Here is an 18871-nt window from a genome sequence, read left to right on the forward strand (position 1 = left end):
GCCCACCAAGATCACTGAGAGCTGCGTGGCCGAAAGCGTAAGTCCCGTCCAGGCTCTCCGGCCGGTCGGGCAGCCCCCTGTGGCAGGACCGTGACAGTAGGCATGACAAGGCCGGGCACAGGTCACCCTCGGTGAGGGAGCGACGGCGAACGGCGAGACGGCGGATGGTGAAGGAGCAACCTCGTCAAAGCTCCGGCCGGCCACCTCCGGGTTTCAGGGGCTGCACCGCTTCGGCGGCGGCGTGCTCGCGCCGAGGCCCCGAGGCCCTGACCACACCGACAGCGCCGCCCCTGCGAGGTCGACACACTCGACTCCACGCCCGCCGAACAGCGCCCCCGGCGCACGAACGGAACAGCCTCCATCGGGCCGGCGGACGTCACCCGCGAGCAGCCGGCACCCGGTCAACGGCCGTCCCCGACGAACGGCCGGACCCGTCGTGCGTCAGCGGCTCACCCGAGCGAGCGGGACCCAGCCGGGCAGTGCCTCGGTACGGTCCAGCCAGTGCGCGGGAGGGGCGCCCTCCGCAGCGGAGGCGACGACTCCGCCGACGATGGCGCAGGTGGTGTCCACATCGCCGCCCGCCTGGGCCGTCACCCAGAAGGCCTCCTCGAAGTCACCGAGACTCCGGGCGGCCGACCAGAGGGCGAACGGCACGGTGTCGTGCGCACTCGTGCGACGGCCGTTTCCGAGCACCGCCGCGACCGTCCCCGCGTCCCGGTAGTCCAGCATGTCGCGCGCACGGCGCAGACCGGCCCCGACCGCGCTGCGCGGGATGAGCGCGACGACCCCGTCGAGCAGGGCCTCCGGCGTGGGCGGCCCATCCGGCGCGGCGACGAGGGCGGCGGCTGCCGCGACGGCCATGGCCCCCACGACGGCTTCGCGGTGCTGATGGGTGGTGTACGAGGAGATCTCGGCCTGGTGTGTGGCCTGTTCCGGATCGTGGGCGTACCAGGCGCCCAGCGGGGCGATGCGCATCGCCGAGCCGTTCCCCCAGGAACCCTGTCCCTGGAAGAGCGCGGACGCCAGCTCGCGCCAGTCGCCGCCTTCCCTCACCAGCCTGAGCAGTCGGTTCACCGCGGGCCCGTAGCCCCGGTCGAAGTCGTGGTGCACGGCGAAGGACTCGGCGAGGGCATCCTGGTCGACGCGTTCGTGCGTGGCCAGCACGGCGAGCACGGAGCAGGCCATCTCGGTGTCGTCGGTCCACTGCCAGTCGCCGGGCGGCAGGGCCCGGTCCTGGAGCAGGGGGTAATTCGCCGGTACGAAGAACTGGGAGCCCAGGGCATCGCCCACGGACAGGCCACGCAGGCTGGCCAGAGCGCGTTCGAAGCGCCGGTCGGAAGCGGAGTCAGCGGTCATCGCCCTGCCACTCTAGCCGGTGATGCCGTACGGCTCGGGGGTCCGCCACCGCTCGAAGGGCCGGTCGAGCGTGTAGCGGCCGTTCTCGCCGAGCAGCAGGGTCCGCGATTCGCCGTTCCCGGGGTTGGACAGCGACTCGAATTCCGCCACCGACCAGTGGAACCACCGCATGCAGAAGAGCCTCATCGTGAGGCCATGGGTGACCAGCAGGACGTTCTCCGGGTGGTCGGCCTCCTCGAAGCTGCGGTGCAGACTCTCCAGGAACGCGTCGACCCTGTCGTACACGTCCGCTCCGGACTCGCCCTGGGCGAAGCGGTAGAAGAAGTGGCCGTAGGCGTCCCGGTACGCCTTCTGCAGCCTGACGTCGTCCCGGTCCTGCCAGTTGCCCCAGTCCTGCTCCCGCAGCCGGGGCTCCTCCCTGACCCGCACGCGCGCGAGATCGAGGCCGAAGGCCCGGAAGGTCTCGTGGGTGCGCCGGTAGGGCGAGATGTACACGCTGACCCGCTCGTCCCCGAACTGCTCGCGCAGCAGGGCGCCGGTCTCCGACGCCTGGCTCAGGCCCTTCGCCGTGAGCCTCAGCGCGTGGTCGGGCTCGCGTTCGTAGACCGTGTCGTCGACATTGCCCTCGGACTCACCGTGCCGGACGAGAACGATGCGTTGCGGTCGTGCCATGTACCGACCCTAGATGCCGTACGGCCCGATCGAGCAACGGTGCGGACTCCATCGGGTGTATGTGACCAAGGAGACGTGCCCCGCGCGGCGGCGGGCACGCACGGGGCGGTGGCAGGCAGGCGCGTCAGACCGTCCAGGACGGTTCCAGCTGGACCACGTCTCCCGTGAGCGCCTCGACGTCCCTCTCGGTCTCCGCGCGCGCCGAGAGCCGGGCGATGCTCTCGGGCCGGTACTTGCCGCGTTCCGCGCTCGACTGCCACATCGACAGGACCAGGAACTCGTGCCCCGGCGCCTCCCCGAAGACGCCGCGCAGCATTCCCGGGGAACCCGCCATGGCCGGGTTCCACACCCTCTGCTGCATGAGGGCGAAGTGGTCCACCCGGTCCTCGCGCACGCGGCTGTGCGCCACCCTCACCACGTCCGCGTCGGTGAAGTGGGGCTCGAACCCGGTCTTCACGTCGAAGCGGTACTCGAAGAGCTTGACCTGCATGTCCTTGTGCATGCCGGACTGCGCGGCGGCCAGCCGGTCGTGTCCGCTGGCCATGAAGGAGTCGTAGAACACCCGGTTCTCCCAGAAGGCGAACACGTGGGCGACTTCGGGCTGCCCTCGGCTCCACCCGCCGCTCTGCCCCCGGAATCCCGGCTCATCGAGCAGCCCCGCCCACTTCCGCTGCCCCCGCTCGAAACCGCGGCGGTCCACCACGGTGCAGCGAATCCACTTGACCAGCACTGCGCCATCGTACGGCGCCCGGCGTGGCGCGGGTCACGCCCGGGGCGCCCCGGCGTAGTACAAGCGCTCAACCCGGCCATGCCGTGGCCCGAATGAGACGCCCGGGACCAACGCGGTTGGATCCACGGACAGTTACGGACATGATCTGAGGGTGGAAGCGGCCAGTCGGCCCGGCAGCGAGGAGGCACGTGCGGTGAGCACTCCCAACAAGGACATCGAGAAGGTGGAAGTGCGGGTCAAATGGGACCCGAGCTCCTTCGGCGAGCCCGCCAACGACCTCGACATCATCGCGGCCACCTACCGGGCGGACGCACCGTACGGAAGCCCGGCCTACCTCGTCCACTTCGACAGCAGGTCCCCGGACGGAACGATCACGCTGAACCGGGACAGCCGGACGGGGCAGGGTTTCGGCTTCGACGAGGTCATGACGCTCGAACTGGACCGGCTGTCGGATGCCTACGCCAGGGTCGTGGTCGGCGTCGCCATCCAGCAGCGCGACGGTCACAAGACCTTCGGCGAGATAGAACACACGGTCGTACAGATCCGGGAGGGCTACACCAGCCTGGCGGAGGACGACTTCTCGGCAGTGGCCACCGCGACAGCCGCGGTGGTCGCCGAGTTCGTACGGGACGTCTCGGGGTCCTGGGGCTTTCGCCCCGCCGTGCGGGGTTTCGACGGCGACCCCGGCTCGTTCGCCGCGACGATGGGGAGCCGCTCCAGCTGACGGGACGGCCGAGGGGAACACGGCGGCCGCCAGGGGAATGGGGACGGCGGCCGGGCACGGTGGTCGCCGGACCCGCCACCGGCCGAGGGCGCGCCGCCCCGGGTCGCCGGCGAGGTGGGCGCAGTAGCCCCGCTGTCCGACGGGGGCCGTGGCCGGGATGAGGTGGAGCACCCCCGGGGAATGTCCCTGCGGGATGGCGGTGCCGTGCGCCTGGATGGACGGCCACGCCATGGCGGCCGACGTCCGTTCTGCACCGCACCACGTTCCTCGCGTACGTCCCGGCATTCCTGGCGTACGTCCCGGCATTCCTGGCGTACGTCCCGGGGGCAGGTCCGGCCGGGACAGTGCCCCGAACGCAGGGAGAGGGTGCCGGCCTTGGCCGGCACCCTCTCCCTGTGCGGATCAGTGCGTCAGTGGTGGATGCTCACACCCGCCCGGACGCGATCGGCCCGGTCAGCTGCAACCGCTGGTCGAGCCGCAGCCCTCGCAGATGTAGCAGGATCCGGCGCGCTGCATCTTCGTACCGCACGAGAAGCAGAGCGGGGCGTCCGCGCTGATGCCGAGCTGCATCTCGACCAGTTCGGCCGAGGTGTGGGCGGCCCTGGGGGCCGGCTTCTCGGCAGCGGACTCCTCGGGCGAGGTGACCGCCTTCAGCGGCTCGACGTGCACGGGCGCGGACTGGGCCAGGCTCTCGACGTCGACGTCGTCCTCCCCGAACTCCGGCTCGTACGAACCGGTGTCGAGGTGGCGCTGACGCTCCTCCGCCGAGTGGATGCCGAGCGCCGACCGCGTCTCGAAGGGCAGGAAGTCGAGCGCCAGGCGGCGGAAGATGTAGTCGACGATCGACTGCGCCATCCGCACGTCCGGGTCGTCCGTCATACCGGCCGGCTCGAAGCGCATGTTGGTGAACTTGGAGACGTAGGTCTCCAGCGGCACGCCGTACTGCAGGCCGACCGACACGGCGATCGAGAAGGCGTCCATCATGCCCGCGAGGGTGGAGCCCTGCTTGGACATCTTCAGGAAGACCTCACCGAGACCGTCGTCCGGGTACGAGTTGGCGGTCATGTACCCCTCGGCCCCGCCCACCGTGAAGGAGGTGGTGATGCCGGGACGGCCCTTGGGCAGACGCTTGCGGACCGGACGGTACTCGACGACCTTCTCGACGGCCGTACGGATGGTGTCCTCGGCCTTGGCGGTGACCGCCTCCTTCTCCTTCTCCTTGGTCTTGGCGGAGAGGGGCTGGCCGACCTTGCAGTTGTCGCGGTAGATGGCGAGCGCCTTGACGCCCATCTTCCAGGCCTCGAAGTAGACCTCCTCGACGTCCTCGACGGTCGCCGTCTCCGGCAGGTTGACCGTCTTGGACAGGGCGCCCGAGATCCACGGCTGGATCGCCGCCATCATCCGGACGTGACCCATGGCCGAGATCGAGCGCTCACCCATCGCGCAGTCGAAGACCTCGTAGTGCTCGGTCTTGAGGCCCGGCGCGTCGATCACGTTGCCGTGGTCGGCGATGTGGGCGACGATCGCCTCGATCTGCTCCGGCTGGTAGCCGAGGCGGCGCAGCGCCTGCGGCACCGTGCCGTTGACGATCTGCATCGAGCCGCCGCCGACGAGCTTCTTGAACTTGACCAGGGCGAGGTCGGGCTCGAGGCCGGTGGTGTCGCAGGACATCGCGAGACCGATGGTGCCGGTGGGGGCGATGACCGACGCCTGCGCGTTGCGGAAGCCGTTCTTCGCGCCGAGGCGGATCACGTCCTGCCAGGCCTCCGTGGCGGCGGCCCAGATCGGCGAGTCCAGGTCGTCCACGTGGACGGCCACGGCGTTCGCGTCGGAGTGCTGCTTCATGACGCGCTGGTGAGGCTCGGCGTTACGGGCGTAACCGTCGTACGCGCCGACGACCGCGGCGAGCTCGGCGGAACGACGGTAGGAGGTGCCGGTCATCAGCGAGGTGATGGCGCCGGCGAGCGCGCGGCCGCCGTCGCTGTCGTACGCGTGGCCGGTCGCCATCAGCAGGGCGCCGAGGTTGGCGTAACCGATGCCCAGCTGACGGTAGGCGCGGGTGTTCTCGCCGATCTTCTGGGTCGGGAAGTCCGCGAAGCAGATCGAGATGTCCATCGCCGTGATGACCAGCTCGACGACCTTGGCGAAGCGCTCGACCTCGAAGGACTGGTGGCCCTCGCCGTCGTCCTTGAGGAACTTCATCAGGTTCAGCGAGGCCAGGTTGCACGAGGTGTTGTCCAGGTGCATGTACTCGCTGCAGGGGTTCGAGCCGTTGATCCGGCCGGACTCCGGGCAGGTGTGCCAGTGGTTGATGGTGTCGTCGTACTGGATGCCCGGGTCGGCACACGCCCAGGCGGCCTCCGCCATCTTGCGGAAGAGGGACTTGGCCTCGACCTCTTCGATGACGTCACCGGTCATCCGGGCGCGCAGGCCGAACTTCCCGCCGGACTCGACGGCCTTCATGAACTCGTCGTTCACGCGGACCGAGTTGTTGGCGTTCTGGTACTGGACGGACGTGATGTCGTCGCCGCCCAGGTCCATGTCGAAGCCCGCGTCGCGCAGGGCGCGGATCTTCTCCTCCTCCTTCACCTTGGTCTCGATGAAGTTCTCGATGTCGGGGTGGTCGACGTCGAGGATGACCATCTTGGCCGCGCGGCGGGTGGCGCCACCGGACTTGATCGTTCCTGCGGACGCGTCGGCACCCCGCATGAAGGAGACCGGGCCGGAGGCGTTGCCACCGGAGGAGAGCAGCTCCTTGGAGGAGCGGATGCGGGAGAGGTTCAGGCCGGCGCCGGAGCCGCCCTTGAAGATCATCCCCTCTTCCTTGTACCAGTCGAGGATGGACTCCATGGAGTCGTCGACGGCCAGGATGAAGCAGGCCGAGACCTGCTGCGGCTGAGGCGTGCCGACGTTGAACCAGACCGGCGAGTTGAAGCTGAAGATCTGGTGCAGGAGGGCGTAGGCCAGCTCGTGCTCGAAGATCTCGGCGTCGGCGGGGGAAGCGAAGTAGCTGTAGTCCTCGCCCGCCTTCCGGTACGTCTTCACGATCCGGTCGATCAGCTGCCGCAGACCGGTCTCGCGCTGCGGCGTGCCGACAGCCCCCCGGAAGTACTTGCTGGTGACGATGTTGACCGCGTTCACCGACCAGAAGTCGGGGAACTCGACGCCACGCTGCTCGAAGTTGATCGAGCCGTCGCGCCAGTTGGTCATGACGACGTCACGGCGCTCCCACGCGACCTCGTCGTACGGGTGCACGCCAGGGGTCGTGTGGATGCGCTCGATGCGCAGGCCCTGCTTGGTCGCAGTCGACTTGGCTCCCTTGGTACGGGAACCTCGTGCCGGGCCGCTCGCCGTCTCTGTCATGCCGCCTCCCATATGTGGGCAAAAACGCCCTGAAGTGCCCAGTTCTTCCCAGGGCACAGTCTGTTTCTTATGCTCCGGACGCCACGCACAGCATCCCGGAGCAGGTCTGGTGCCGCTCGCCGCCGGCTCTCCCGCCCAGCCGGCCTGCCCGGTGATCAATCAGCGGCGACGGCGGCGGGAGCGGGAGCCTCGGTGGGCTCGCCGTTCCCGCATTGCTCGGCGCGGGGCCGCTGCTCGCGCAGCTCCGCGATAGCGGTCTCGAAGTCGTCGAGCGAGTTGAACGCCCGGTACACGGATGCGAAGCGCAGGTACGCGACGAGGTCGAGCTCCTGCAGGGGGCCGAGTATGGCCAGGCCCACGTCGTGCGTCGTCAGCTCGGCGCTGCCCGTCGCGCGCACCGCCTCCTCGACCCGCTGGCCGAGTTTCGCGAGCGCGTCCTCCGTGACCGGACGGCCCTGGCACGCCTTGCGGACGCCGGAGATGACCTTGGTACGACTGAAGGGCTCGGTCACGCCGCTGCGCTTGACCACCATCAGCGAGCAGGTCTCCACCGTCGTGAAGCGACGGGAGCAGTCGGGGCACTGACGGCGGCGCCGGATCGACGTCCCGTCGTCCGTGGTGCGACTGTCCACCACCCGGCTGTCGGGGTGCCTGCAGAAGGGGCAGTGCATGTCTCCAACCCTCCTTCACGGCACGTCCGAATAGCCCTCCGGGGCCCGGACCGGGCCCTCGAGGACAGCCACAAGCATAGGCGATGAACTCGACCTTCAAAGACCGGGGACCACTAGTTGTGGGCGGTGCTGACGATCCAACCACTACATCTAGGGTTTCCCTCCACTGCTACCCCCCGCGCGTGTCGCGCTCCCCCGAGGGCCGGGAGGCAGCCTACGGCCCGGCACGAGGGTACGGGAAACGCGTGGACGCCGAGTCCGCGGACCCCCCGCCCTCGCGCCGCCGGCATGCCCCGGACGGCACCCCTCCCCCGCCCGGCGGACACACCCCCCGCGCACGGGAACGGACCGGCGGAACGCTAGCGTGGACCCCTGCGCCCGGACATGCCCACCAGCCGGCCGCATCAGCTCATACACCTCACAGCAGGCGCATGGCAGCCCTTTATTTGTTTTTCACTCGAACGTGTGTTTGGCGCAACCTTTCGAAAGCAACTACCGTTGCCTAACTAGGGAGACCATTCGAGAGGGGCCGCCGACGTGACCACCACCGCAGACAGTGCCACCATCACCGCCCAGGACCACCGCCCCCAGAGCCGACTTGAGCCGGTGCATGCCATGAATGAGTCAGTCATGAACGCGGAGGGCCCCGAGTCCACGCGCCCCGCGCGCTCTCTTCCCGGCCGCCCTCCAGGAATCCGGGCGGACAGCTCGGGGCTCACCGACAGGCAGCGGCGCGTGATCGAGGTGATCCGGGACTCCGTGCAGCGGCGTGGCTATCCGCCGTCGATGCGGGAGATCGGCCAGGCGGTGGGACTGTCCAGCACCTCGTCCGTGGCCCACCAGCTGATGGCCCTGGAGCGCAAGGGCTTCCTGCGCCGCGATCCGCACCGCCCGCGCGCGTACGAGGTCCGGGGATCGGATCAGCCGAGCACCCAGCCGACCGACACCACGGGGAAGCCCGCCGCTTCCTACGTGCCGCTCGTCGGCCGGATCGCGGCCGGTGGGCCGATCCTCGCCGAGGAGTCCGTCGAGGACGTCTTCCCGCTCCCCCGCCAGCTCGTCGGTGACGGTGAGCTGTTCGTGCTGAAGGTCGTCGGTGACTCGATGATCGAGGCCGCGATCATGGACGGCGACTGGGTCACCGTCCGCCGCCAGCCGGTCGCCGAGAACGGCGACATCGTCGCGGCCATGCTGGACGGCGAGGCCACCGTGAAGCGCTTCAAGCGCGAGGACGGCCATGTGTGGCTGCTGCCGCACAACTCCGCGTACCAGCCGATCCCCGGCGACGAGGCCACCATCCTGGGCAAGGTCGTGGCGGTGCTGCGGCGGGTGTGAGTTCCGCCGGTCCGGACTGGGCCCCGGGATCCCTGCGCCGGTCCCGGGGCCCTGACATGCCGCGGCACAGAACTGCGCGGCACGTCTTCCCTGGTGCTCGCGGACCGCCTTCCCAGGATCAGGGCGTAGCAGGCACCCCGCGCCCCGCCCTTCCCGGTGATCAAGGCGTGGCCGGCATCCCGCTCACCGTGTCAGCGCGCACCGCATGGACCCGCGCACCGTATGGACCCGCGCCCCGCACCCCTCGTGTCGGCCCACTGCGCGGGCCCCGCACGCACCGTGCCGCCGGCCCCGCGCCGGGTCACTCACTCCGCGGCCTTGGCCGCCGCGTCGATGGCCGCGAGCGAGCGTCGCGCCTGGTTACGGTCCGTGGTGTACCAGAAGTCGGGCAGCGAGGCCCGGAGGTAGCTGCCGTACCGGGCGTTGGCGAGCCGGGGGTCGAGCACCGCGACGACGCCCTTGTCCCCCATGGCACGGACGAGCCGGCCGGCCCCCTGAGCCATCAACAGCGCGGCGTGGGTCGCGGCGACCGCCATGAAGCCGTTGCCGCCGGCCTCCTCGACCGCCTTCTGGCGCGCGCTCATCAGCGGGTCGTCCGGCCGGGGGAACGGAATCCGGTCCATGACCACGAGCTGACAGCTCGGACCCGGCACGTCGACGCCCTGCCAGAGCGACAGCGTCCCGAAGAGGCAGGTCTCCGGATCGGCCGCGAAATTCTTGATCAGCTCACCGAGGGTCTCCTCCCCCTGGAGCAGGATCGGCTTGTCCTGCCTGCCGCGCAGCTCCTCCGCGGCGGCCTGGGCCGCCCTCATCGAGGAGAACAACCCCAGGGTGCGGCCCCCGGCCGCCTCCACCAGCTCCGCGAGCTCGTCGAGCATGTCGGTGCGGGAGCCCTCCCGGCCCGGAGTGGCCAGGTGCCGTGCGACGTACAGGATGCCCTGCTTCGGGTAGTCGAACGGTGAGCCGACGTCGAGTCCCTTCCACTGGGGGATGTCATCGCCCGCTGTGCCTTCGGGCGCGAGTCCCAGCGACGCCCCCACGCCGTTGAAGTCACCGCCGAGCTTGAGCGTGGCCGAGGTGAGGACCACCGACCGGTCGGCGAAGAGCTTCTCGCGCAGCAGCCCGGAGACCGAGAGCGGCGCCACGCGCACGGACGCGCCGAAGCGGTCGTGGCGCTCGTACCACACGACGTCGTACTCGGAGCCCTGCGTGATGCGCTCCGCCACGCTGTGGATCGACTCCACCGACGCCATGGCCTGCTTACGCACCGCGTCCTCGTCCTGGACAGACTTGTCCCGGGTGCCTCCCAGGGCGGAGATCACCGTGCGCGCGGCGTCACGCAGGGCCATCAGGGCGTAGCCGAGGTCTTCCGGAACCTCTTCCAGGCGCCCGGGGAGCGCCAGCTCCATGACCCGCTCGAACCCCTCCGACGCAGTCATCAGGGCGTCGGCCGCCTTCTCGTTGACCAGCTTGGCCGCGCGGCGCACCGCGCGGTTCACCTGGCCGGGCGTAAGCTCCCCCGTGGCCACCCCGGTGACCCGGGAGACCAGCTCGTGCGCCTCGTCGACGATGAGCACCTCGTGCTTCGGGAGCACCGGGGCGCCCTCGATCGCGTCGATCGCGAGCAGGGCGTGGTTCGTGACGACGACGTCCGCGAGCTTGGCCCGCTCACGCGCCGTCTCCGCGAAGCACTCGGCTCCGTACGCGCACTTGCTCGCGCCCAGGCATTCGCGCGAGGAGACGGAGACCTGGGCCCAGGCCCGGTCCGAGACGCCCGGTGTCAGGTCGTCCCGGTCGCCGGTCTCCGTGTCGTCCGACCAGTCGCGCAGGCGCAGCAGGTCCTGGCCCAGCTTGCTCGACGGCGCGGCTGCCTCGAACTGGTCGAAGAGCCCTTCCTCCTCGTCCTGCGGGACGCCCTCGTGGAGCCGGTGCAGGCAGAGGTAGTTCGACCTGCCCTTCAGCATCGCGAACTGGGGGCGGCGGCGCAGCAGCGGGTGCAGCGCGTCGACCGTCCGCGGGAGGTCCCGCTCCACCAGCTGACGCTGGAGGGCCAGCGTCGCCGTGGCCACCACGACGCGCTCGCCGTGGGCCAGCGCCGGCACCAGATAGCCGAGGGACTTTCCGGTGCCGGTACCGGCCTGCACGAGCAGGTGGGCGTTGTCGTCGACGGCCTCGGCGACGGCCTCGGCCATGGACACCTGGCCGGGCCGCTCCGTACCGCCGACAGCGGTGACGGCGGCGTGGAGGAGGTCGGGGAGAGATGGCTTCGTCATAGCCCGTCCACCCTACGGCGCCCCACTGACATCAGTACCCGCTCCCGGCCTCAGGCCGAGGGGTGCAGCGGGTTGGGCACCACGCCGTGGACGGCTGCGTGCGGGCGCTCCGGGCGGTCGCGGTAGCCGTCCAGATGCAGACGGTTGCGGTTCAGGCAGAGACGCTCGATCGTCGGCGTCAGCATGTCGAAGATCTCGAAGCGCTCCTTGAGCTCGGGGAAGCGAGCGTGGTGCCGGAGGATCTCCGCACGGACGAGTGACCAGAATTCATCCTCCGGAACGTCGAGCTGCTCCTCGCAGAGGGGGGACAGATAACGGAAGACCCCCACGAAGAGTCCGGAGTGGATGAACTGGGTGAGGAAGGACGGGTCTTCGGTGAGCAGGACGGCACGGACGTCCTCCGGCATCGTGTCGTGCTCGGGCAACCGCCGGGCGCTCACGTTCACGTCGTCCACGAAGTCCTTGATCGCGAGACGCACGGGCACGTCGTTCTCGTCGAAGACCACGATGGCGTTCTCACCGTGGGGGGAGAACACGGTGCCGTAGCGGTACAGGAAGTGCAGCAACGGCGGCAGCAGGGCCGCGAAGAGGCGCGTCAGCCAGGCGGCCGGGGTCAGCCCGGAGCGGGCGACGAGCTCGGCGGTGAAGGAACGGCCTTCGGGGTCCGTGTGCAGCAGGGCGGCCAGCGTGCGGGCACGTTCGCCGGGGGCGAGCCGCGGCTGGAGCGGTTCCCGCCAGATCGCGCCGAGGATCTCCTTGAACTGGTACGGCGCCTCGGGGAGGTGATCGTAGAGCGGGTGCTCGACGGTCACGGAGGCGACCTCCCCCAGCAGGATGACGCCGCAGGTGTCCCGGAGGAACCGGTCGCCGTCGCAGAGTCCCTGGACCCACGCGGTGACGGCCGGGGCGGCGAGCGTGCGCTCGGTCGGCAGGCCGCGCCAGACGAGGGTGTTGAGGATCGACAGGGGCAGCTTGACGGTGTGCCGGTCAGGCCTGCCGACGTTGGTGAAGGTACGGATCGACTGCTGCGGGAGCCGGAGGTCGCCGTCCTCGTGCAGCGGCACGATGTCCCCGTCGGCGATGGCGGGGGCGAAGAGCGGAACGATCCATTCGTCCCACTGCCAGGGGTGCACGGGAAGGAAGAGGTAGTCCTCGGGGGCGCGTCCACGGCTGCGCAGGATCGCGGTGAAGGAGTCCCGGACGTGCGGGTCCAGTTCCCGGTCGTAGAGGTCCCCGGGAGCGGCGAGCCGGCGCACACCGTGGTATCCGGCTATGCGTGTGCTGACGGCGATCCAGGGCAGTGCGGTGGCGGTCCGCGCTTCAGGGGTGTAGCGGGCGGCGTCGGTGGCCGAGAAGCCGAGCCGCCCCTTGTTCGCCACCAGCCAGGGGTGACCGGTCTGGTGGCCCTCCAGCTCCGCGTACGGGAGCTCGGCGAGCTCAGCGGCCCGGAGCGCGTGGTGGTCGAGGCGGGCGTCGGCGGTCAGGGTCGCGGTGAGCTCGCGGATGAGGTGGCCGAGGGTGGCGCCGTCCAGACCGAGGAGACGCCGCCCCCGGGCGAGGAAGGCCAGCGGGTCCCCGAAGGGTGTGCCGTCCTCCCCGCCGGTCCCGGCCGTGACCTCTCGGATCGACCGCGGGTCGACGCGCCAGCTTCCGTAGACACCGCGCCGGGCGCTGAAGGTCAGGACGCCGCCGTCGTCCAGCGGCAGGGTGTACGTGCCGGCTCCTCCCGCGTCCTCGTCGACGTCGGCGTCGGCCGGAGCCACGGGCCCGGCCTCGGGGCGGGGGCAGGGCTCGGGTTCGACGATCTCCTCGTAGGCGAACTCACCGAGCATCTTCGCGAGGAGTCCGGCCGCGACCCGGTCCCAGACGGTCCGGTTGAGTTCTGGCGTGGCGAGCGGCGCATGAGGCGCTGCCGGGTGCTGGCTCGCGGGATATGTCGGCACGGGGACTCCTCCGGGTGGGACCGATGGGGTTCGAGCGGGCGGTACGGTGCGGCACGTCGTTCACAGGTGGTCTCGGTGTGCTCGGTCGCGGATCATCAGGGCTGCCTGCTTGTCGGGGAGTTCCACCTCGGCGCAGAAGCGGAACCCGGCGCTCAGGAAGGCGGAGACGGACGGGGTGTTTCGGAGGTCCGGTTCCGCGACCACCCGGGCGCAGTGCGGGCGGTTGTCGAGCACGAGGTCGGAGACCGCGCGGAGCAGGACGGAGCCGATGCCCCGGCCCCGGTTCCCCACCCCGCCGATGAGGAGGTGGATGCCGGTGTCGTGCGGCCGGGCCGGGTAGTGGCGCGCGAGCGGGTCCAGGTCCGCCCGGTAGATCTCCCAGTAGCTCATGGGCCTGCCGTCGAGCACTCCGAGGCAGGGGACGCTGCGGCCGTCCCCTTCGAGCTGGGTGCCGAGGTGGCCCGCGGTGACGGAGTCGGGACCCGCGAGCTCCCAGAAGGCCGCCACGGCGGGGTCGTTCATCCAGCGGCTGATCACCGCGAGGTCGCGCGCGAGCTGGACGGGGACCAGCTGGAAGAGCCCCGCCGAGGTCGTCACCGGGCTCCACTCCCCAGGGCTGCCCACGAGGGCGGAGGCGTCGGACGGCGCACCCGGTGAGACGCGTTCGGGGCCGAGCAGGGCCAGGAGCTCCTCGCTGAGCCGCAGCTCCAGGGTGTCCTCGGTGCCCGTGCCGTCCGCCGGGGCGGCGTCGGCTTCGGCCTCGGTGTGCGCATCGGCCTGGTGCACCGTGACGCTCTCCTCTCGTGGGTCGGACGGCGGTGTCTCTCAGCTGCGCAGGGGGTTGGCGATGCTGACGTACACGGACTGGGTGTCGACCGGTCCGACCAGCTCGTCCAGGCCGTGCAGCCGGGTCAGCAGGTTCGCCTTGCAGCGCAGGTGAGGTGTCCCGAGGAGATACTCGGGCAGCGGGGAGCCCAGCGCCACAGCGCCTTCGAGGAACCGGCGGAGTGCGGCGAGGAGCAGGTGCTCGTCGGCGAGCCGCTGCGAACCGAAGGCCCCGATCAGCCCGAAGACGTTGTTGATGCCCAGGTAGTAGGCGAATCGCTCGTCGGTGACGGCGTCCGAGACGAAGGTGTCGCTGACGGAGCCGATGCCCGGGAGACGGCGCTCCAGTGCGGCGCGGTGGGACTCCCGGAAGTAGTAGCCCTGGTTGTCGCGGTACCTGCCGCCGACGGGCCAGCCGTCCGCGTCGAGGATGACCAGGGTGTTCTGCTGATGGGCTTCCAGGGCCACTCCCGCGTGGGCGTCCAGCCAGAGGACGGGCAGGATCACGCGGTCGAGGTAGCGCAGGAACCACTCGGCGCAGACGGCCCCGGTCGTCCTGCCGGTCCGGGCGGCCAGCGAGGAGATCGTGTCGGCGAGCCGCGAGTGCGTGCCGGGCCTGCCGGGCCAGGGCCGGGGTGCGGTGAGCCCGGCGATGCACACGGCGTCGTCGGCCGGGCCGAAGGGGTTGTGCCGCAGCATCACGTCGAGACCGGGGACGGGGCTGCCGTCCGTGCCGTCGACGGCCAGCCAGGCCGGGTCCCGCACGATGTCGAAGCCCGGGTGTTCCCGCTGCCACCGCTCGGCCAGCCCGGTGCGCAGAAGACGGTGGACCTCCGCTCCCCGGTGGAGTTCCTTACGGAGGTTCTCCCGGCGGGAGTTGGTGATGCGGACACCGAGCGAGAGCTTCAGCATGAGGTCCGAACCGGGCCGGTGCACGGTACGCACCGAGGAGGTGGGGTACCAGCGCCCGCCGTACGGTCCGAGGTCGTGGAGGAGACCCTTCTCCCGCATCGCCACGACCTCGGGCCGGCGCAGTGCCTCGGCCGCCTGCCAGGGGTGGAGCGGAAGGGCGGCGGTGCCGTCGGGGAGGCTCAGCCCTTCGGTGTGGGGGGCGAGCAGCGCCTCGGCCGGGACCGTGCGGCCCGCCCTCGTCCAGGACGACTCCGTGGCCAGTACCGAACGGTCGACGGCCATCCAGTGCAGCGGGAAGGAACCACGCAACTCGGGCGAGTAGAGCAGCACTTCGGTCTCGGACAGGCCCTCGCGGCTCTTGGGCGTGGGGTGCAGGGGGTGGCCGAGGACCAGGGACTGCTCGGCCGTCAGGAAGAGGCCGGCCTCGGAGGACGCGGTGGGCGTGCGGCGCCGCTCCGCGATGAAGGCCGCCGTGTGCCGGACGGAGTCGGCCACCCTGGCGACCAGGTCGGGTCCGGTCTCGCGCCCGCTCTCCCTGCCGAGGAGCGTGGCCACGGTGACGGCGTCCACGCCCGGGGCTCCGGCGGGCGCGGACTCCAGGACCGGTGTGCCGAAGCGGTGCCAGCCCGTGACGGACCAGTGCGCGACCGGGACGAGCAGAGCGGTGCCGCTCGCGGGGAGCGGAATGCGCAGGGTGCTCCCTTGCGGCCGGGGCAGGTCGTTCTCCCTGGCCCAGCAGCGCAGCAGGTTCTCGGTGCCGGCCGAGTCGGCGGCCCGGAGCGGGTCGGGATGGTCCAGGGGGTCGGGCTCGGTGGGGCCCGGCCGGGGCTCCGCGACGGCACGCGGGGTTCCGTGCGGACCTGCCTTCTGTCGCGGGACGGTCGTGGACTCGACGGCGAGGGGGCCGTCCGGCAGGTCCTGGCCTCGCTGCTGGCTGGTGAGAGGGCCGTCGCCCTCGGGCGCGGGGGTGGGGTTCACGGCGGTCTTCCTTGTGAGGGGTCCGGGATCAGCGGGCGGGCCCGGCAGCGGCCCGGCGGTACGGAGAACGCTCGGCCGCTCTCAGCGCGTCGGCGAGGCGGTCGACGACCGCGGTCGCCTGTTCGTCGGTGAGGGTGAGAGGAGGGAGCAGCCGGACCACGGCGTTGTGGCGTCCGCCGAGTTCGACGATGAGGCCACGGCGCAGGCATTCCTGCTGAACTGCCGTGGCGAGAGCGGGATTCGGGGGCGGGACGGAGCCGTTCTCGAGGGTGACGGTCTGCGGCTCGGCCTCGGGGTCGACGAGCTCGAGGCCGAGCATCAGACCGCGGCCCCGTACGTCGCCGATGCTGGGGTGGTCCGAACTCAGTGCCTGGAGCCGGGCGAGCATGCGTGCGCCCAGTGTCCCCGCGCGTTCGGCAAGCCCGTTCTCCCGTACGTACGCGAGGGTCGCGGCGCCGGCCGCCATGGCGAGCTGGTTCCCCCGGAAGGTGCCGGCATGGGCGCCCGGCTGCCAGAGGTCGAGCTCCGAGCGGTAGACGATCACGGCCAGGGGCAGGGAGCCGCCGATGGCTTTCGACAGCACCATCACGTCGGGCACGACACCGCTGTGCTCGACGGCCCAGAACGTGCCGGTCCTGCCGACGCCGGTCTGCACCTCGTCGGCGATCAGCGCGATGGAGCGGTCCCGGGTGATCGCCCGCATCCTGCGCAGCCAGCCGTCCGGGGCGGGGTTCACCCCGCCCTCGCCCTGGACGGGCTCCACGATCATGGCGGCCGGGGCGGGCACCCCGCCCTTGGGGTCGTCCAGGAGGTGTTCGGTCCAGCGTGCGCCGATGTCGGCGCCTCGCTCCCCGCCGACGCCGAAGGGGCAGCGGTAGTTCTGCGGGAAGGGCAGCCGCGTCACCCGCACGTCCTGGGCTCCGCCCGAAGCGGCCAGCGCCCCGGCGGTCATGCCGTGGTAGGCGCCGGTGAAGGCGAGGAGTCCGCTGCGCCCGCTGGCGGCGCGGACCAGTTTGAACGCCGCCTCGACGGCGTCCGTGCCCGCAGGTCCGCAGAACTGGATCCGGGCGTCGTCGGCGAACTCCCGGGGCAGGGTGGCGAAGAGTTCCGTCGTGAAGGCGTCCTTGACGGGTGTGGCGAGATCGAGGACATGCAGCGGCGCCCCGGAGTCGAGAACCTTGCGGACGGCTTCGAGCACCACGGGGTGGTTGTGCCCCAGGGCCAGAGTGCCCGCTCCTGAGAGGCAGTCGAGGTAACGCCGCCCGTCCGCGCCCTCGATGGTCATGCCCCGCGCGCGCACGGGGACGATCGGCAGGGACCGCGCATAGGTGCGGGCGGACGACTCCCGCTGCGCCTGCCGCCTCAGAATCCCCTCGTGCACGGAGGGAGGTGCCACCGGAGCTGGTTCCGTCACGGCCACGGCTGTCGGTCCTCCTGCGATAACGGTTGCGTTGCACATCGGTACGGTCCCCCGAGGCCGGACCACGCGGATGAACGCCGTCCTGGTGTCCCCCGTACGTACCAACGACGCGGAAGGCGGGAGATCACGGGTAAATCGGAAGATCCTTGCGCGCGCGGAACCGTGGCCCTGCCGCGCACCGTCCCCCACGGCACCGGCATAGTGGGTGCCGCACCCGGGACGGGAGCCGTGGCTCCGGCGCCCTCGGGATCCGCCGCGGTCCCGCCGCACGGCGTCGCCGGCCCCAAGTCCTCGGTGCAGTAACGAAGTCAGTGACGAAGTCCCAGGGGGATCACCAGATGCGACCCATCCGCCCGATCGACACCGCACTCCGGGGGAGGAGCGCCCGACGGGCCCCCCGGGTGTTCGCCGCGGCAGCCCTCGCCGCAGTCCTGACGCTCACGGCCACGGCCTGCGGACCGGAGGAGGACGGGGCGGCCGGGGAGCCCAGCGGCTCCGCCGGCCAGGCCTCCGACGGGAAGGTCGTCATTCCGGACGATCTGAAGGACCGGCTCAAGGAGCACGGGATCGACCTGGAGAAGTGGCGCGACGGCGAGTGGAAGAACTGGGACAAGGACACCTGGCTGCGCGAGGCCAAGGACTACGTCAACCCGATCATCGAGGACCTCTGGGACCCGGACCGGATGCGGGAGGCGGACAAGCCCCCGGAGAACCCCGTCGCCCCCGACATCTCGGGTGACAAGGGTGTGACGGACCCGACCCCCGACGCGGTCGAGGCGACGGCTCTGAACTCGCCGTACCACGAGGACACCCCGGAGTCCGGGAAGCTCCTCTTCGACGGGCCGGAAGGATCGATGGTCTGCTCGGCGACCGTGGTGAAGGACCCGGCCCACCCCGGCAAGTCCAACATGGTGTGGACCGCCGGCCACTGTGTGCACGCGGGCAAGAACGGCGGCTGGTACCGCAACATCGCGTTCGTACCGTCGTACAACGACAGCAACCTCTCGACGGCCGAGCTGGAGAACGCCTCCAAGGAGGAGATCGCCCCGTACGGCGTGTGGTGGGGCCAGTGGGCGCAGACCTCGGAGCAGTGGATCGACCAGGGCGCCGCGACCGGCGGTCAGGGCGCTCCGTACGACTTCGCCGTCCTGCAGGTCGCTCCGGAGAAGGGCTCCACGGGCAAGTCCCTGGAGGAGACGGTCGGTTCGGCCCTTCCGGTCGAGTTCAGCGCCCCGGCCGTGCCGGAGATCGCGAGCATGACGGCCACGGGTTACCCGGCCGCCCCGCCGTACGACGGCCAGAAGGCGTTCAGCTGCACCGACAAGCCGGGCCGCCTCACCGTCTTCGAGGACCAGCCGACGATGTACCGCGTCGGGTGCACGATGACCGGTGGTTCCTCCGGCGGCGGCTGGGTCGCCGAGGGACAGGACGGAAAGCCCGCCCTCGTCTCCAACACGTCCATCGGACCGGTGACGGCGGGCTGGCTGGCCGGTCCCCGGCTCGGCGACGAGGCCAAGGGCATCTACGAGGCCGTCAGCAAGAAGTACGCGGGCCGGTAGGACCGCAGGCGTGGGGCCCCGGCCTCGGCCGGGGCCCCACGTGTCCGTGCGGAAGATCCCTGGATGCCGCGCGGGGGCGGGACGCCCTACGGCGACGGGGCACCGCACGG

At 71.0% G+C, this 18871-nt stretch carries 13 protein-coding genes; 3 read left to right on the plus strand and 10 right to left on the minus strand.

Translation table 11 applies throughout. The features are described 5' to 3' along the window. Nucleotides 1-441: 441 nt before the first annotated feature. From ACFY8O_RS29610 to ACFY8O_RS29620, 3 genes are all read right to left on the minus strand, one after another. On the minus strand, nucleotides 442-1356 hold the full coding sequence (locus ACFY8O_RS29610; RefSeq protein WP_387907701.1) for an ADP-ribosylglycohydrolase family protein: 915 nt from the start codon (nucleotides 1354-1356) through the stop codon (nucleotides 442-444). A gap of 12 nt (nucleotides 1357-1368) precedes the next feature. Then, nucleotides 1369-2028 carry a histidine phosphatase family protein gene (locus tag ACFY8O_RS29615; protein WP_145808727.1) on the minus strand — a complete coding sequence of 220 codons (660 nt, stop codon included), beginning with the start codon at nucleotides 2026-2028 and terminating at the stop codon, nucleotides 1369-1371. A 124-nt stretch (nucleotides 2029-2152) separates the two neighbouring features. Beyond that, complete coding sequence (locus tag ACFY8O_RS29620; RefSeq protein ID WP_145808729.1) at nucleotides 2153-2758, minus strand: YdbC family protein; 606 nt, start codon at nucleotides 2756-2758, stop codon at nucleotides 2153-2155. A 193-nt stretch (nucleotides 2759-2951) separates the two neighbouring features. On the opposite strand from ACFY8O_RS29620, the gene ACFY8O_RS29625 reads away from it, so the two are divergent. Beyond that, nucleotides 2952-3482, plus strand: coding sequence for a TerD family protein (locus tag ACFY8O_RS29625; protein ID WP_387907705.1), 531 nt, complete (start codon nucleotides 2952-2954; stop codon nucleotides 3480-3482). 453 nt (nucleotides 3483-3935) lie between these two features. Here the strand turns inward: ACFY8O_RS29625 and ACFY8O_RS29630 are convergent, their stop codons facing one another. Beyond that, nucleotides 3936-6845, minus strand: coding sequence for a vitamin B12-dependent ribonucleotide reductase (locus ACFY8O_RS29630; RefSeq protein WP_387907707.1), 2910 nt, complete (start codon nucleotides 6843-6845; stop codon nucleotides 3936-3938). A 155-nt stretch (nucleotides 6846-7000) separates the two neighbouring features. Next, complete coding sequence (nrdR, locus tag ACFY8O_RS29635) at nucleotides 7001-7516, minus strand: transcriptional regulator NrdR (protein WP_145808735.1); 516 nt, start codon at nucleotides 7514-7516, stop codon at nucleotides 7001-7003. Nucleotides 7517-8053: 537 nt separating this feature from the next. Between nrdR and lexA the strand changes: the two genes are divergently transcribed. After that, nucleotides 8054-8851 carry a transcriptional repressor LexA gene (lexA, locus tag ACFY8O_RS29640; protein ID WP_145808737.1) on the plus strand — a complete coding sequence of 266 codons (798 nt, stop codon included), beginning with the start codon at nucleotides 8054-8056 and terminating at the stop codon, nucleotides 8849-8851. Nucleotides 8852-9156: 305 nt separating this feature from the next. On the opposite strand, the gene ACFY8O_RS29645 is transcribed toward lexA, so the two are convergent. The 5 genes from ACFY8O_RS29645 to ACFY8O_RS29665 are packed head-to-tail and all read right to left on the minus strand — an operon-like array spanning nucleotide 9157 to nucleotide 17202. Then, nucleotides 9157-11124 carry an ATP-dependent DNA helicase gene (locus tag ACFY8O_RS29645; RefSeq protein WP_145808739.1) on the minus strand — a complete coding sequence of 656 codons (1968 nt, stop codon included), beginning with the start codon at nucleotides 11122-11124 and terminating at the stop codon, nucleotides 9157-9159. Between the two features lie 50 nt (nucleotides 11125-11174). Beyond that, nucleotides 11175-13067: an IucA/IucC family protein gene (locus ACFY8O_RS29650; RefSeq protein ID WP_387907711.1), complete on the minus strand. Its 1893-nt coding sequence runs from the start codon at nucleotides 13065-13067 to the stop codon at nucleotides 11175-11177. Between the two features lie 60 nt (nucleotides 13068-13127). After that, nucleotides 13128-13853: a GNAT family N-acetyltransferase gene (locus ACFY8O_RS29655; protein WP_387907714.1), complete on the minus strand. Its 726-nt coding sequence runs from the start codon at nucleotides 13851-13853 to the stop codon at nucleotides 13128-13130. A gap of 39 nt (nucleotides 13854-13892) precedes the next feature. Continuing rightward, a complete protein-coding gene (locus ACFY8O_RS29660) occupies nucleotides 13893-15782 on the minus strand; it encodes an IucA/IucC family protein (RefSeq protein WP_387907716.1) in 1890 nt (629 codons plus the stop codon). 28 nt (nucleotides 15783-15810) lie between these two features. Continuing rightward, a complete protein-coding gene (locus ACFY8O_RS29665; protein WP_387907717.1) occupies nucleotides 15811-17202 on the minus strand; it encodes a diaminobutyrate--2-oxoglutarate transaminase family protein in 1392 nt (463 codons plus the stop codon). 338 nt (nucleotides 17203-17540) lie between these two features. On the opposite strand from ACFY8O_RS29665, the gene ACFY8O_RS29670 reads away from it, so the two are divergent. Beyond that, the gene (locus ACFY8O_RS29670) at nucleotides 17541-18761 is read left to right on the plus strand and encodes a trypsin-like serine peptidase (RefSeq protein WP_387907719.1); all 1221 of its coding nucleotides are present in this window, start codon (nucleotides 17541-17543) and stop codon (nucleotides 18759-18761) included. The last annotated feature ends 110 nt before the right edge of the window (nucleotides 18762-18871 follow it).

It is taken from the genome of Streptomyces argenteolus (assembly GCF_042902585.1).
GTDB lineage: Bacteria > Actinomycetota > Actinomycetes > Streptomycetales > Streptomycetaceae > Streptomyces > Streptomyces argenteolus.